Source organism: Micromonospora sp. WMMD975, assembly GCF_029581215.1.
Lineage (GTDB): Bacteria > Actinomycetota > Actinomycetes > Mycobacteriales > Micromonosporaceae > Micromonospora.
Genome location: NZ_CP120739.1, coordinates 2,363,098 through 2,377,956 on the forward strand (window position 1 = coordinate 2,363,098; position 14,859 = coordinate 2,377,956).

The 14,859-nt window shown below is 72.2% G+C and carries 15 protein-coding genes; 9 read left to right on the top strand and 6 right to left on the bottom strand.

The window, feature by feature from the left end:
• Positions 1 to 25: 25 nt before the first annotated feature.
• Positions 26 to 1,531, top strand: a complete 1,506-nt coding sequence (locus O7613_RS10090; RefSeq protein ID WP_282293464.1) for a hypothetical protein — start codon at positions 26 to 28, stop codon at positions 1,529 to 1,531.
• A 12-nt stretch (positions 1,532 to 1,543) separates the two neighbouring features.
• On the opposite strand, the gene O7613_RS10095 is transcribed toward O7613_RS10090, so the two are convergent.
• From O7613_RS10095 to O7613_RS10105, 3 genes are all read right to left on the bottom strand, one after another.
• Positions 1,544 to 2,233 (bottom strand): hypothetical protein, encoded by a 690-nt coding sequence (locus O7613_RS10095; RefSeq protein ID WP_281589358.1) that lies wholly within the window; start codon positions 2,231 to 2,233, stop codon positions 1,544 to 1,546.
• A gap of 64 nt (positions 2,234 to 2,297) precedes the next feature.
• Positions 2,298 to 2,756 carry a peroxiredoxin gene (locus O7613_RS10100; protein ID WP_281589356.1) on the bottom strand — a complete coding sequence of 153 codons (459 nt, stop codon included), beginning with the start codon at positions 2,754 to 2,756 and terminating at the stop codon, positions 2,298 to 2,300.
• 45 nt (positions 2,757 to 2,801) lie between these two features.
• Positions 2,802 to 3,635 (bottom strand): patatin-like phospholipase family protein, encoded by an 834-nt coding sequence (locus O7613_RS10105; protein WP_281589354.1) that lies wholly within the window; start codon positions 3,633 to 3,635, stop codon positions 2,802 to 2,804.
• Positions 3,636 to 3,710: 75 nt separating this feature from the next.
• Between O7613_RS10105 and O7613_RS10110 the strand changes: the two genes are divergently transcribed.
• Positions 3,711 to 4,439, top strand: coding sequence for an SDR family oxidoreductase (locus tag O7613_RS10110; protein ID WP_282293465.1), 729 nt, complete (start codon positions 3,711 to 3,713; stop codon positions 4,437 to 4,439).
• Positions 4,440 to 4,491: 52 nt separating this feature from the next.
• Here O7613_RS10110 and O7613_RS10115 read toward each other — a convergent pair whose 3' ends face one another.
• On the bottom strand, positions 4,492 to 4,617 hold the full coding sequence (locus O7613_RS10115) for a hypothetical protein (RefSeq protein ID WP_281589350.1): 126 nt from the start codon (positions 4,615 to 4,617) through the stop codon (positions 4,492 to 4,494).
• Positions 4,614 to 6,032: an OFA family MFS transporter gene (locus tag O7613_RS10120; RefSeq protein ID WP_281589348.1), complete on the bottom strand. Its 1,419-nt coding sequence runs from the start codon at positions 6,030 to 6,032 to the stop codon at positions 4,614 to 4,616. The genes O7613_RS10115 and O7613_RS10120 overlap by 4 nt, the downstream gene beginning before the upstream one ends.
• Positions 6,033 to 6,210: 178 nt before the next feature.
• On the opposite strand from O7613_RS10120, the gene pdxY reads away from it, so the two are divergent.
• The 5 genes from pdxY to O7613_RS10145 all read left to right on the top strand — a co-directional run bounded on the left by pdxY (position 6,211) and on the right by O7613_RS10145 (position 11,856).
• On the top strand, positions 6,211 to 7,062 hold the full coding sequence (gene pdxY, locus O7613_RS10125; protein WP_281589346.1) for a pyridoxal kinase PdxY: 852 nt from the start codon (positions 6,211 to 6,213) through the stop codon (positions 7,060 to 7,062).
• A 51-nt stretch (positions 7,063 to 7,113) separates the two neighbouring features.
• Positions 7,114 to 7,560: a helix-turn-helix transcriptional regulator gene (locus tag O7613_RS10130; protein ID WP_281589344.1), complete on the top strand. Its 447-nt coding sequence runs from the start codon at positions 7,114 to 7,116 to the stop codon at positions 7,558 to 7,560.
• Between the two features lie 10 nt (positions 7,561 to 7,570).
• A complete protein-coding gene (locus tag O7613_RS10135) occupies positions 7,571 to 7,984 on the top strand; it encodes a VOC family protein (RefSeq protein WP_281589343.1) in 414 nt (137 codons plus the stop codon).
• Positions 7,985 to 8,007: 23 nt separating this feature from the next.
• Positions 8,008 to 10,368 (top strand): excinuclease ABC subunit UvrA, encoded by a 2,361-nt coding sequence (locus tag O7613_RS10140; RefSeq protein ID WP_282293468.1) that lies wholly within the window; start codon positions 8,008 to 8,010, stop codon positions 10,366 to 10,368.
• A gap of 489 nt (positions 10,369 to 10,857) precedes the next feature.
• The gene (locus O7613_RS10145; RefSeq protein WP_282293470.1) at positions 10,858 to 11,856 is read left to right on the top strand and encodes a tyrosine-type recombinase/integrase; all 999 of its coding nucleotides are present in this window, start codon (positions 10,858 to 10,860) and stop codon (positions 11,854 to 11,856) included.
• A gap of 12 nt (positions 11,857 to 11,868) precedes the next feature.
• On the opposite strand, the gene O7613_RS10150 is transcribed toward O7613_RS10145, so the two are convergent.
• Positions 11,869 to 12,987: an FAD-dependent monooxygenase gene (locus tag O7613_RS10150; RefSeq protein ID WP_282293472.1), complete on the bottom strand. Its 1,119-nt coding sequence runs from the start codon at positions 12,985 to 12,987 to the stop codon at positions 11,869 to 11,871.
• 130 nt (positions 12,988 to 13,117) lie between these two features.
• On the opposite strand from O7613_RS10150, the gene O7613_RS10155 reads away from it, so the two are divergent.
• A complete protein-coding gene (locus O7613_RS10155) occupies positions 13,118 to 14,092 on the top strand; it encodes a GntR family transcriptional regulator (protein WP_282293473.1) in 975 nt (324 codons plus the stop codon).
• Positions 14,093 to 14,187: 95 nt separating this feature from the next.
• On the top strand, positions 14,188 to 14,829 hold the full coding sequence (locus O7613_RS10160) for an HAD-IA family hydrolase (protein ID WP_281589331.1): 642 nt from the start codon (positions 14,188 to 14,190) through the stop codon (positions 14,827 to 14,829).
• Positions 14,830 to 14,859: the final 30 nt, after the last annotated feature.

Sequence of the window (14,859 nt, forward strand, 5' to 3'; positions counted from 1 at the left end):
TCCCGCCGCCCCCCGAGGACACCGCATGCCGTCAGCGGCCGTCGACACGCCGACGTCACCCTCCTCGCCGCGCCGGTGGCGGCCCCGGCCCGCGCACCTGCCGCTGGCCGTCCTGCTCACCGTCTACCTGGCCGCCCGGCTGCTCATCCTGACCCGCTTCACCGTCTACACCTCCGTCGACAGCACCTCCTACGCCGACCGGCCCGGCAACACCATCGACCTGCTGTCGTTCACCGGCCACGCACCCCGGCCCTGGGGCGTGCCGCTGCTCTACGCCCTCGCCGGCTCCGACCGTGCCGGCACGACCGTCCAATGGGGCATCAGCACCCTGGCCTGGTCGCTGCTGATCGGCGCCACCTGGCTGCTGCTGCGCACCCTGCCCGCCCGCCTCGCCGCCGCCGCGGCGCTGGTCGGCCTGGCCCTGACCCGGTCGGTCTACCCCTGGGACCACGCCGTGCTGTCCGAGTCGCTGTCCATCAGCCTCGGCGTCGCCGCGCTGGCCCTACTCGCCATCTGGGTACGTACCCGGTCCCGGGTGGCGCTGGGCGCGCTGGTCCTGACCACCCTCTGGTGGACCTTCACCCGCCAGGACGTACTGCCGTACGTGCTGCTGCTGCTCGTCGTGCTCACCGGCTACGCCCTGCTGCGCCGCCCCCGCCGGGCCGCGCTCGTGGCCGTGGCCGTCCTGCTCGGCGGCCTCGCCTGGAACACCGCCACCGTCCACCCCACCGACGAGAGCTACCGGGCCTGGTACTCCGGGCTGAGCCTGTCCGAGGCGACGTTCCTGTACCGCCTGCGCTTCCAGATCCTCAACGACCCGCCGGTCGCCCGCGCCTACCGCCGAGACCTGGGCATGCCCCGCTGCGCCCCGGCCGAACAGATCGCCGCCGGCACGCCGTGGCAGATGACCGAGTTCATCGCCGCCTGGCGCGGCTGCCCCGACCTGGTCGACTGGACCGCACGGGAGAAGGACACCGTCGCCTACCGGTACGCCCTGACCCACCCGCGGCACGCCGCCGCCACCACCGGCGAGGTGCTGCCCACGCTGCTCGGCGGCACCACCGGCCGCTACGCCGACCCGGTGGCGGCCCTGCCGACCTTCCCCGAGCGGGTCTTCTTCCCCGACCCCGACCGGGTACTCCCGGTGACCGGCCTGATCGTCGTGCTCGCCGCCGCCGTCGGCGCGCTCACCCGCGGGTTCCGGCGGGCCCGCTGGAGCGCCGCCGCCGGTGGCCTGCTCGTGGCCGCCAGCACCGCCAGCGCGGTGGCCGGCACACTGTTCACCGCCGGCGAGTATGCCCGCTTCGGCATCCAGGAGGCGGTGCTGCTGCGCGTCGGGCTGATCCTGCTCGTGGCCGCCACCGTCGAGGCGGCCACGACGGCGCTGCGCGACCGCGCCGCCGCCCGCCGGGAGCCCACGCCGACGCCGACCACGCCCACCGACTCGGCGGTCGACGCGCCGGGCGCGCCCGCCGAGCCCGCGCCGGCCGGCGACGGCCAGCCGGACCCGGCGGGCGCCCCCCGCTCCTGACCGGCCGTCCGCTCAGCGGGCCTCGCGCAGCTCCGCCAGCCGCGCCTCGATCTCGGCCAACTCGGCGCGTAACTTCTCCGCCTGCTGCTCCGCCTCGGCCCGCTCGGCGGCCAGGATCTGCTCCACCGCCTCCTGCACCCCCGGCACGTCCACCAGCGCCACCATCCGCAACGCCTCGGCCGGCTTCACCACGTACGGCCGGGCCAGCGCCTTCGCGCCCTGCTGCGCGGCGACCGTCCACTCGCCCTCGCCGTACGCCAACGTCACCGTCAACCCGGGCGGGGTCTTCGGCTTCACGGCCTTGACCGCCCGCTTCGCCGGCTTCGGCTCCGCCGGCTGCTGCTCCTGCGCCTTCTGTTCCTGGCGCGGCGCCGGCACCCGCGGCGTGTCCAGCACGAACTCCGGCTCCGCCGCCGCGGGCGGCTGCTCCGGCTCCGGTTTCGCCTCGACGGCGGCGGGCCGCCGCCCGGCGCCCTTGGGCGCGACCGCCACGTCGGCGGGGGAGAAGGGCAACTCGTCGCGGCCGAACCGCACCACCACGAACTCCTCCGACACCGCCGGGTCGGTCAACTCCACCACCTGCCCGAGCTGCCCGGCCATCTGACCGGCCGCCTCGGTGAACACCACCCGTGGCTTGCGGCCCGCCGCCAACGACTCGCGGATCTGCTGTACCTCGTCAGTGGACAAACCCTGGACCGCCATCACGCCCTCTTCCGTACACCTGTGTGACGCACCTTGATACCAGCCGGCTGCGACAACACGAAGATCAGCCCCCGAGCGCGCGCAATGCCGCGTCGGCGTGCTCGTTCATGCTCATCTCGCTGTGCACCACGGCCAGCACCCGCCGGTCCGCGCCGATCACGAACGTCATCCGCCGGGTGCTCAACGCACCCAACGGCAACCGCCGCCGCACCCCGAACGCCGCCGCCACCGCCCCGTCGACGTCGGACAGCAGCGGATAGTCGAACCCGTGCCGGGCGGCGAACTCCGCCTGCCGATCCACCGGATCCCGGCTGATCCCGACCCGGGACGCGCCCAACGCCGCGAACTCCGCAGCCAGGTCCCGGAAGTGACAGCTCTCCGCCGTGCAGCCCCGGGTCATCGCCGCCGGGTAGAAGAACACCACCGCCGGCCCGGCGGCCAGGAACTCCGACAGCCGCCGCGGCGTGCCCGTCTGATCCGGCAGCGTGAAGTCCTCGACCAGGTCACCGACACTGACACCCACCGCGTACCTCCCACGCCTCGCCGCCGACCCGGTGAGCCTAGGCGATCACGCCCAGACCGCCGCCACCTCATCGGCCACGGTCGCGGCCTGCGCGAACCCGGCCCGCGCCGACGCCGCCCGCCGCGTCGGGTCCAGCACGTTACGACCGATCGCCGCGCGCGCCGCCCGGTCCGGCGCCACCACCGCCACCCGCGCCCCCGCCGACCGCAACGCCGACACCTGCGCCGCCAGCCGCGGCATCGGCCCGACCGCGGCGCTCGTCGGCGCCAACACCACCACCTGAGCAGCCCCGGCGGCCAGGTCCGCGTTCACCGGCGACCGCACCCCGCCGTCGACGTAACGCCGGCCGTCGACAGTCACCGGCGGCCACACCCCGGGCACCGCGCAACTCGCCCCGACCGCGTCGACGAGCGACACCCCGCTGTCGGCGTCGAAGACCACGAACCCACCCGAGGCCGCGTCGACGGCGGTGACCAGCAGCCGCCGCGCCGGCCACTCCCGCGCCGGCAGCCGCGCCGCGATCACCGCCCGCCGGGACTCCTCCGACGGGGTACGCGCCGCCAACGCCAACGCGCCCACCCGCGCCCGGGCCCGCGCCGCGTCCCGACCCCGCGCCCCGGCCCACGCCCACCGGGCCAGCACCCCCAGACCGAGCCGGGCCGGCACCTCGTCGCGCGGCGGACGCAGCTGCGCCGCGTACCACTCGGACAGCGGCACCCCGGAACAGACCTGCGCACCGACCACCGAACCGGCCGACGTGCCCACCACCAGGTCCGCCTCGTCCAGCGGCACCCCCCGCTCAGCCAGCCCGGCCAGCAACCCCAGCTCCCAGGCGACCCCGGTCACCCCGCCGCCGCCCAGCACCAACGCCCGCCCCATGTGACCGTCCTCTCCGTCCCCGGTGGTCCCGCCCACGGTAACGTCGCCCCCACCACCAGGGCAGAGGAGAACGCATTGACCTCCGTCACCATCATCACCGGGGGTGGGCGCGGCATCGGCGCGGCCACCGCGCGCCGACTCGCCGCCGACGGACACGACCTGATCATCGGCTACCGCGCCGACCACGACACCGCCGCGACGGTCGCCGCCGACGTGCGCGCCACCGGGCGCCGCGCCGTCACCGTCGCCGCCGACACCCGCGACCCCGACCAGGTACGCCGGCTGTTCGCCGCCGCCGACCAACTCGGCCCGCTCACCGGCCTGGTCAACAACGCCGGCGTCACCAGCCCGATCGGCCCCTTCACCGACCTGCGCGCCGACGACCTGCGCGAGGTCGTCGACGTCAACCTCGTCGGCTACATCCTCTGCGCCCAGCAGGCCGCCAGCCGGATGACAGGCGGCGGCGCGATCGTCAACGTCTCCTCCGCCGCGGCCACCCTCGGCAGCCCCGGCGAGTACATCCACTACGCCGCCGTGAAGGCCGCCACCGACACCCTCACCGTCGGCCTGGCCAAGGAACTCGCGCCGCGCGGCATCCGGGTCAACGCGGTCGCCCCCGGCATCATCCGCACCGACATCCACGCCCGCTCCGGCGCACCGGACCGCCCGGACACCGCCGCCGGCCGCATCCCGCTGGGCCGCGCCGGTGAGCCCGACGAGGTGGCCGGCGCGATCGCCCACCTGCTCGGCCCCGACGCCACCTACACGACAGGCGCGGTCCTGCGGGTCGCCGGCGGTCTGTAGCAACGACGCGGCGGCCCGGGGGAGACCCCGGACCGCCGCTGCCCGCCCACCGTCACCCGGTGAACAGCTTCGCCGCCGTCATCAGCGTCTGGATCACGCCGTAACCCAGCAACACGGCCACCAACAGCCACGACACCACCAGGCGGACCTGCTGCCCGCCACCGGTCCGCCCGTTCACGATCCGCTCCTCTCCGCCGCCACCGGCTGCCCAGGCGCCATCTCGTCCCGGCCCGACGCCGGCTCGTGGAACCGCTGCGGCACCGGCCGGATCAGCAGGTTCGCCACCAGCCCTACCGCCAGCACCCCGACCATCGTGAACAACGCCGGCCGGTACGCCGACGCGGTCAACGAACCCGGCTCGCCCTGCGCGTCGAGGAACGCGTTGACGATCAGCGGCCCGGCCACGCCCGCCGCCGACCACGCGGTCAGCAGCCGACCGTGGATCGCGCCCACCTCGAACGTGCCGAACAGGTCCCGCAGGTACGCCGGCGCGGTCGCGAACCCACCGCCGTAGAACGACAGGATCACGCAGGCCAACAGCACGAACAATGCCGTCGCCGTCTGCCCGACCAGCGCCAGCGCCAGGTACAGCGCCAAGCCCACACCCAGGTACACCACGTAGATCGGCTTCCGGCCGATCACATCCGACGTCGACGACCAGACGAACCGGCCCGCCATGTTGAACAACGACAGCAGCCCCACGAACCCGCCGGCCGCCGCCACCGACACCGAGGAGGTGCCACCGTCGCGGAAGAAGTCCTGGATCATCGGGCTGGCCTGCTCCAGGATGCCGATGCCCGCGGTCACGTTGCAGAACAGCACCACCCACAGCAGCCAGAACGACCGGGTCTTCACCGCGTTGGCCGCCGACACGTTCGCGGTGGTCACCATCGGCTTCTTCGCCACCGTCGACGGGTCGAACCCGGCCGGACGCCAGTCCGCCGCCGGCACCCGCACGTTGAAGACGCCGAACATCATGATCGCGAAGTAGCCGACACCGAGCGTGACGAACAACCACACCAGCGCCGAACCGGACGCCGTCGACCCGCTGACGGACGGGTCGTAGCCCGAGTCGAACAACGACAGCAACTGCCGGGACAGGGGAGAGGCCACCATCGCCCCACCACCGAACCCCATGATCGCCAAGCCGGTCGCCAGGCCCGGCCGGTCCGGGAACCACTTGATCAACGTGGAGACGGGGGAGATGTACCCGATTCCCAGGCCGATACCGCCCAGCACGCCGTACCCCAGATACAGCAGCCACAGCTGCGAGGTCGCGATGCCCAGCGCGCCGACCAGGAACCCGGCCGCCCAGAAACACGCCGAGACGAACATCGCCTTACGCGGCCCGTTCGCCTCCACCCACGTCCCGGCCACCGCCGCCGACAGACCCAACATCACGATCGCGATGCTGAAGATCACCCCGATCGCCGTCTGCCCGGTGTCGAAGTGCGCGATCAGGGAATTCTTGTACACGCTCGTCGCGTAGACCTGCCCGATGCAGAGATGGATCGCCAGCGCCGCCGGCGGGATCAGCCACCGGCTGTACCCGGCCGGCGCAATGGTGCGCCGACGATCAAAAGCGGAAAGCATCCTTGCTCCCTCCGTCCAGATGGCGAGAACCCCTCGCTTCATGCCCCCACCGCATGCGCAGCCCAAACCCACCCCGCGCCCGACGGTCGAAACCCTGAGCCGAGCGGCCGACGCTACCCCCGCCCGCCACCGGACGACCACCGAGCGTGACCATCGGCCGGGATGCGACGATGGGCCGGTGAAGATCCTGTCCATCCAGTCGTCCGTCGCCTACGGCCACGTCGGCAACTCCGCCGCCGTGTTCCCCCTGCAACGCCTGCGCCACGAGGTCTGGCCGGTCCTGACCGTGCACTTCTCCAACCACACCGGCTACGGCGCCTGGCGCGGCCCCCTGCTCGCCCCCACCGACGTCGCCGAGGTCATCGCCGGCATCGCCGACCGCGGCGTGCTCGGCACCGCCGACGCCGTGCTCTCCGGCTACCAGGGCGACCCCGCCGTCGGCGCGGTGATCCTCGACACCGTCGCCCAGGTCAAGGCCGCCAACCCGGCCGCGCTCTACTGCTGCGACCCGGTCATGGGCGACGTCGGCCGCGGCATGTTCGTCCGCCCCGGCATCCCCGAATACCTGCGCGACACCGTCGTCCCGCGCGCCGACATCGTCACCCCCAACCAGTTCGAGCTGGAATTCCTCGCCGGCCGCCGCACCGACACCCTCGACGACCTGCTCACCGCCGTCGACACCGTCCGCGCCACCGGCCCCGAACACGTCCTGGTCACCAGCGTCCTGCACGGCGACCTGCCCGCCGGCCACCTGGAGGTCGTCGCCGTCTGCGCCGACGGCGCCTGGGCCGTCACCACCCCGCTGCTGCCGATCAACCCCAACGGCGGCGGCGACGTGACCGCCGCCCTCTACCTGGCCCACCTCGCCACCACCGGCTCACCCGCGACCGCGCTGGAACACACCACCAACTCGATCTTCGCGGTGCTCGAGGCGACCCTCGCCGCCGGCACCCGCGAACTCCAACTCGTCGCCGCCCAGGACGCCATCGCCGACCCGCCCACCCGGTTCACCGCCCGCCGGCTGCGCTGACCCCACCCCGGCCCTCCGCGCCAGTCGCACCCCACCTGGGAAGATGTCCCCGTGCAGGACCACGACCCGGCGTTCGCCCAACGCCTGCGCGACCTCACCCGGCTGCGCCGCGTCCGCGACCGCATCGACCGCGAGTACGCGCAACCCCTCGACGTCGAAGCCCTCGCCCGCGGCGAACACATGTCCGCCGGCCACCTCAGCCGCCAGTTCCGCCAGACCTACGGCGAATCCCCGTACGCGTACCTCATGACCCGCCGCATCGAACGCGCCATGGCCCTGCTGCGCCGCGGCGACCTCACCGTCACCGAGGTCTGCTTCGCCGTCGGCTGCCAGTCCCTGGGCACCTTCAGCACCCGCTTCACCGAACTCGTCGGCGAACCACCCAGCGCCTACCGCGCCCGCCACGCACCCGCCACCGCCGAACCACCGGCGTGCCTCACCAAACAGGCCACCCGACCGATCAGGAATCGAGAAGCCCGGACCGACCGCCCCCACTAGCGTGACCACCATGACCATCACGATCCACTACGCCTTCCTCCCGCACACCGACGCCGACGCCGCCATCGCCTTCTACCGCGACACCCTCGGCTTCGACCTCCGCAACGACGTCGGCCACGGCGACACCATGCGCTGGCTCACCGTCGGCCCACCCGAACAACCCGAAACCGGCATCGTCCTGCACCCACCGGCCGTCGACCCCGGCATCACCGACGACGAACGCCGCACCATCCACGAACTCATCGCCAAGGGCAGCTACGGCGCGCTCACCCTCGCCACCGACGACCTCGACGCCCTGTTCGACCGCCTCCAGGCCGCCGGCGCCGACGTCGTCCAGGAACCCACCGAACAGCCCTACGGCGTCCGCGACTGCGCCTTCCGCGACCCCACCGGCAACCTCATCCGCATCAACCAGCGACGCTGAAGCCACCACCGGACGGAGACCCCATGACCACGGCCCACGCCGACAGCCACGACATGATCCGCGTCCACGGCGCCCGCGAGAACAACCTGCGCGACGTCGACGTCGAACTACCCAAACGCCGCCTCACCGTGTTCACCGGCGTCTCCGGCTCCGGCAAGAGCTCCCTGGTCTTCGGCACCATCGCCGCCGAGTCCCAACGACTCATCAACGAGACCTACAGCGCGTTCGTCCAGGGCTTCATGCCCACCCTGTCCCGACCCGACGTCGACCTCCTCGACGGCCTCACCACAGCGATCATCGTCGACCAGGAACGCATGGGCGCCGACCCCCGCTCCACCGTCGGCACCGCCACCGACGCCAACGCCATGCTCCGGATCCTGTTCAGCCGCCTCGGCCAACCCCACATCGGCCCACCCAACGCCTACTCGTTCAACGTCCCGTCCGTCCGCGCCACCGGCGCCATCACCGTCGAACGCGGCGCCGGCAGAACCCAGGCCAAGAAGGCCACCTTCACCCGCCTCGGCGGCATGTGCCCCCGCTGCGAGGGCCGCGGCGCCGTCAACGACATCGACCTCACCGTCCTCTACGACGCCGACCGCAGCATCAACGACGGCGCCATCACCATCCCCGGCTACAGCATGGACGGCTGGTACGGCCGCATCTTCCGCGGCAGCGGCATGTTCGACCCCGACAAGCCCATCCGCGACTACACGAAACGGGAACTGCACGACCTCCTGCACAAGGAACCCACCAAGATCAAGGTCGAGGGCATCAACGTCACCTACACCGGCCTGATCCCCGCCATGCAGAAGTCGATGCTCAGCAAGGACGTCGACGCCATGCAACCCCACATCCGCGCCTTCGTCGAACGCGCCGTCACGTTCACCACCTGCCCCGACTGCGACGGCACCCGCCTGAGCCCCGAAGCCCGCTCCTCGAAGATCAACGGCATCAGCATCGCCGACGCCTGCGCCATGCAGATCAGCGACCTCGCCACCTGGGTACGCGACCTGACCGAACCCTCCGTCGCCCCGCTGCTCACCGCGCTGGGGGACACCCTCGACTCCTTCGTCGAGATCGGCCTCGGCTACCTCAGCCTCGACCGCCCCGCCGGCACCCTCTCCGGCGGCGAGGCCCAACGCACCAAGATGATCCGCCACCTCGGCTCGTCCCTGACCGACGTCACCTACGTCTTCGACGAACCCACCATCGGGCTGCACCCGCACGACATCGCCCGGATGAACAACCTCCTGCTGCGCCTGCGCGACAAGGGCAACACGGTCCTGGTCGTCGAACACAAACCGGAAACCATCGCCATCGCCGACCACGTCGTCGACCTCGGCCCCGGCGCCGGCGCCGACGGCGGCGCCATCTGCTACGAGGGCACCGTCGCCGGCCTGCGCGCCAGCGACACCACCACCGGCCGCCACCTCGACGACCGCGCCACCCTCAAGGACACCCCGCGCACACCCACCGGCACCCTGCCCATCCGCGGCGCCCGCACCCACAACCTGCGCGACGTCGACGTCGACATCCCCCTCGGCGTCCTCGTCGTCGTCACCGGCGTCGCCGGCTCCGGCAAGAGCTCCCTCATCCACGGCTCCCTGGCCGGCCGCGACGACGTGGTAAGCGTCGACCAGACCCCCATCCGTGGCTCCCGACGCAGCAACCCCGCCACCTACACCGGCCTGCTCGACCCCATCCGCAAAGCCTTCGCCAAAGCCAACGGCGTCAAACCCGCCCTGTTCAGCGCCAACTCCGAGGGCGCCTGCCCCACCTGCAACGGCGCCGGCGTCATCTACACCGACCTGGCCATGATGGCCGGTGTCGCCAGCACCTGCGAGGACTGCGAGGGCAAACGCTTCCAAGCCGCCGTGCTCGACTACCACCTCGGCGGCCGCGACATCAGCGAGGTCCTCGCCATGTCGGTGAACGAGGCGGAGAAGTTCTTCGGCGCCGGCGACGCCCGCACCCCGGCCGCCCACACCGTCCTCGACCGGCTCGCCGACGTCGGCCTCGGCTACCTCACGCTCGGTCAACCCCTCACCACGCTCTCCGGAGGGGAGCGGCAGCGACTCAAGCTCGCCACCCGGATGGGGGACAAGGGCGGTGTCCACGTCCTCGACGAGCCCACCACCGGCCTGCACCTGGCCGACGTCGCCCACCTGCTCAGCCTGCTCGACCGGCTGGTCGACGCCGGCAAGTCCGTCATCGTCATCGAGCACCACCAGGCGGTCATGGCGCACGCCGACTGGATCATCGACCTCGGCCCGGGCGCGGGGCACGACGGCGGCCGGATCGTCTTCGAGGGCACCCCGGCCGACCTCGTGGCGGCCCGGTCCACGCTCACCGGCGAGCACCTCGCCGCCTACGTCGGGGCCTGACCCCGGCGGCGGACGCGGGACGGTGGTGTCCGGCACCTTCCACCGTTCCGCACCGGTTCGATAATCTACATTATGTCAAGTAAACCGGATGGGGGCCTCCCCGAACCTCACTCCCGCCACCGGATCGGCCAACCCCCGCGCCCGCTCCTCGTACAGTCCCCGTGCGAGTGTCACGAGCGCCTGCCGCCACGCGTCGACCGGGTCGCGGAACACCGCGCGCGCCACGCCGACGCACCACGTCCACGCCGGCACCAGATCGCACGTCGTCGTCGAGGCGAAACGTCCGGTTGTCCCACCCCTGCCGGGGCCACGGCGTCGACCGGCAGGTGCGCCCAGTGCGGGAACTGCGCGGCGACAAGGGTGCGGACGAGCGTTTCGCCGATCTCCACCCATGGGGCCCGGTCCGCGGTGTGCGGCTAGCGTTTTTCGGCCGCTCTCCCCCGGAGCGCCGGCCTGGCGGGAACGCGAAATTCATGCATAATATCCCTTATGCATGACAAACCGGACGAAACGGTAGGGGCGCTGATCGAGGAGTTCCTGACCGCTCGGGCCACCCGCAAGCCCTCCCCGCACACTTTGGCGGCGTACCGGCGGGACCTGAACGCGGTGGTGGCGCTGGTCGCGGCGGACGGTGACGACCGCACTCCCCTCCCCCTCGGCCGGCTGCCCGTCGGCGCCCTCTCCGCCCGGGTGATGCGCGCGGCGTTCGCCCGCTTCGCCGCTCCCCGCGCCGCCGCCTCCGTCCACCGCGCCTGGTCCACCTGGAACAGCTTCTTCACGTTCCTGGTGGCCGAGGGGGTCGTGCCCGGCAATCCGATGCCGGCGGTGGGGCGCCCGCGCACGCCGCTCCCCCGGCCCAAGCCGCTGCGCGGCGAGGACACCCCGGAGGAGCTGCTGGCGGCGGTGGCGCGCGCGGACGGCCGGCAGCGTGACCCGTGGCCGGAGCGGGACCTGGCGGTGCTGGCGCTGGCGCTGTGCGCCGGGTTGCGGCTGTCGGAGCTGCTGGCGCTGCGTGTGTCGTCGGTGGTCGGGCGCGGCGGCGAGCGACGCGTCGACGTGGCGGGCAAGGGCGGGCGGCCGCGGACGGTGCCGATCGAGGTGGGCGTGGACCGGGTGCTGGCCGGTTACCTGGAGAGCCGGCGGGTGCGTTTCGGTGGGCGCAGCGTGCGGCCGGACGGGCCGTTGCTGGTGGACCGGGCGGGTGAGCCGTTGCGTCGGGGCGGTCTGCAGTATCTGGTGGAGTCGTGTTACCGGCGGGCGGGCATCGGTGACCGGGTGCCCCGGGGGGCGCGGTTGCACGCGTTGCGGCACACGTTCGCGACGCGGTTGGCGGAGGACGGGGCGGGCGCGGCGGAGATCATGCGGTTGCTGGGACACGCGTCGTTGGCGTCGTCGCAGACGTACATCGAGGTGACGGCGGGTCAGCAGCGGGCGGCGGCGGCAGCGAACCGCACGAATCGGGTGTTTTTCGGGTTGCCGGGCTTCTGAGGTGTGGGCTCGTCATCGGGTCCGCGCGTCGAGGTCGATGGCCGACTTGGCCAGTTCGGTGGACTCCTCGGAGGGCGGACCGCCGGGATTCTCCGTGGCGAGTGCCTGGTTGAGCGTTACGAACCGGCGCATCCGTTGTTCGTAGCGATCGAGCGCGGCGCGGTGGTCGTCGGTGGCGTCGGCCAGGGAGTCGGCGAGCACGTACGCGCCCACCAGCGCCAGGCTGGTGCCTTGTCCCGACAGGGGCGAGGGGCAGTAGCCGGCGTCGCCGAGCAGCGTGACCCTGCCGGTGGACCAGCGGTCCATGTGGATCTGGGCCATGGCGTCGAAGTAGAAGTCAGGGGCCTGCCACATGGCGGCGAGTAGTCGTGGGGTTTCCCAGCCGACGCCGGCGAGTCTTTCCTCGATCAGTGCGCGTTGGGCGTTGACGTCGTGGCGGTCGTAGTCGAGCGGACCCGACTCGAAGCCGAGGTTGACTCGGATCTCGGTGTTGTCACGTGCCGAGTAGATGCCGTAGCCGACGTCCGGCGCGCGGAGCCAGACCTGCCAGCGGTCCAGGTCGAGGAAGTTGGGGGCGGTGAACACGCCGACGTATGCGTGGAGGTGGCGCACGTGGGGCTGCTCCGGCCCGAAGGCGAGCCGCCGCACCGTGGAGTGCAGACCGTCCGCGCCGACGACCAGGTCGAATGTTTCGGGCGGGGCGTGGTCGAAAGTCACTCGGATGCCGTCCCGGTGTTGTTCGAGTGCGGTCACGGAGTCACCGAACAGGTAGCGGGTGTGTGGTCGGGTCGCCTTGATGAGCATGTCGGTGAGGTCTTCCCGGAGCACCTCGATGTCGTCGCTGTCGAGTCGGCCGCTGCTGAGTGCCATCTCGGTTGAGCGCATGATCTCGGTGCCGTGGGCGTCGAGCATCGACATTCCGCGCATCTGGGTGCGGGCGCGGCGTAGTGGTTCGGTCAGTCCCATTCGGTTGATCACCTGGAGCGCCACCCCACGCACGTCCACCGCGTGGCCACCGGCTCGTGGCGCGGGCGCCTGCTCTACCACTGTCGGGGTGATGTCGTGGTGGCGCAGCCAGTACGCCAGGGCCGGTCCGGCGACGCCGGCGCCGGAGATCAGCACGGTCTTCACGGGGTCCTCCTTGTGCTTCGTACGCTGTACGCGTCATCAACGTACGATGTACATAGTTGAATTTAAAAGGGATGCGGGCGATGCTGCATTAGCGCAGGAGCGCTCGTGTATCAGCACAGAGGGTGCTCCAGTGACCGTTGAGCCGCCGTACCTGCATATCGCCGCGGAGCTACGCCGACGCATCGCCGCGCGGGAGCTGCGGCCCGGTGATCGACTTCCTTCGATTCGGGCGCTTGCCGCCGGGTGGGGAGTCGCGCCGGGCACTGCGGCGAAGGCGTTGAACGAGTTGCGTCAGGCTGGTCTGGTCCGCGCTCAACCGCGGGTGGGTTCGATCGTGGCGCCGCCGGCTGCCCGTGCAGGATCGCGCACGGCGCCGCGAGCGCGGCCGGCGTCGACGGGAACGGCCGCGATGCCGGAGGTCGAGTTGAGCCGCGACCGCGTCGTACGCGCCGCCATGGCGATAGCGGATGCCCAGGGGCTTGAGGCCGTGTCGATGCGGGCCGTCGCCGCGCGGTTGGGGGTGGCCACCATGTCGCTGTATCGGCACGTCGCGGGTAAGGACGAACTGGTGCTGCTGATGGCGGACGTGGCGTACGGGGAGGGTGAGTATCCGGCGGTGCCGCCTGACGGTTGGCGCGCCAGGCTGGAGTTCGGCGCTCGCCTGCTGTGGGGTCTGCACCGCCGCCATCCGTGGCTCGCTCACCTGGGTCCACTGGCCAGGCCCCTGCCACTACCCAACCTGTTGCGTCATGGCGAGTGGATCATCGGCGCGTTGGCCGATCTGGGCCTGTCCGCGGATCGTGTTCTTGACCTGCAGATTCTGTTGTTCAGCCACGGTCAGGGCCTCGCCGTTCACCTGGAGCGTGAGGCCCGTGCGCGAGCGGAGACCGGCTTGTCGGATGAGCAGTGGGGTGACGCGCAGGCTGCGGACATGCACGCGTTGGCCTACTCCGGACGGTATCCGAACCTCGCCCAGATGATGGACGGACTCGTCGGCGGCTACGACTTCGATCTCGACGCGCTGTTCGCCCTGGGTCTGCAGGCGTTGCTCGACGGGTTCGAGCGCCTCGTCGGGGCGCGGCAGGACGGGGGCGAGGCGGCCTGAGTCGGTGACCGGGTGCCGCGGGGCGCAGCGAACCGCACGAACCGGACGCTGTGGGGGTTGTCCGGCTCGTAGTCCGGTCGCCTAGCCTCGACACCGTGGTTCACGCGCGGATCCCGCTGGCCGGGTTGGTCTTCGACATGGACGGCACCCTGATCGAGTCGCACGCGGCGGTGCCGGCGGCGTACCGGGCGGCGGTTGTCGCCGGCGGTGGTCGCCCGCCCAGCGACGAGGAGGTCATCGCCGGTTATCCGCTGGGTGCTCCGGAGCACCTGCTCGCCGCGTTGCTCCGTCGTCCCGCCACCCGGGTGGATCTCGACCGCTACCACGACGAGTTGGCGAGGGCGGCGGACCGGGTCACGGTGTACGACGGGGTGGCGGATCTGTTGGCGGAGGTCGGGCGGCGGTTGCCGGTGGGGGTGTTCACCGGCGCCAGCGCGCGGGCGGCGCGGATCCTGCTGGATCGGACCGGCCTGGCCGCGCACGTGCGGGTGATCGTCGGGGGCGACCAGGTGGCTCGGCCGAAGCCGGATCCGGAGGGTGTCCTGCTGGCGTGCCGGCGTCTGGGTGTCGAGCCGGCGCGGGTGGCCTATGTGGGTGACTCGCCGCTGGATCTGGGGGCGGCCCGCGCGGCGGGTGCGTTGTCGGTCGCGGCGGCCTGGGGGCACCTGTACGACCCGGGTGTGGCGGCTGATCTGGTCGCGGGGCGGCCTGGTGACCTGGTGGCGCTCGTGCGGTGACCCGGTCGGTGGCGCGTGCGGCTCCGGCGT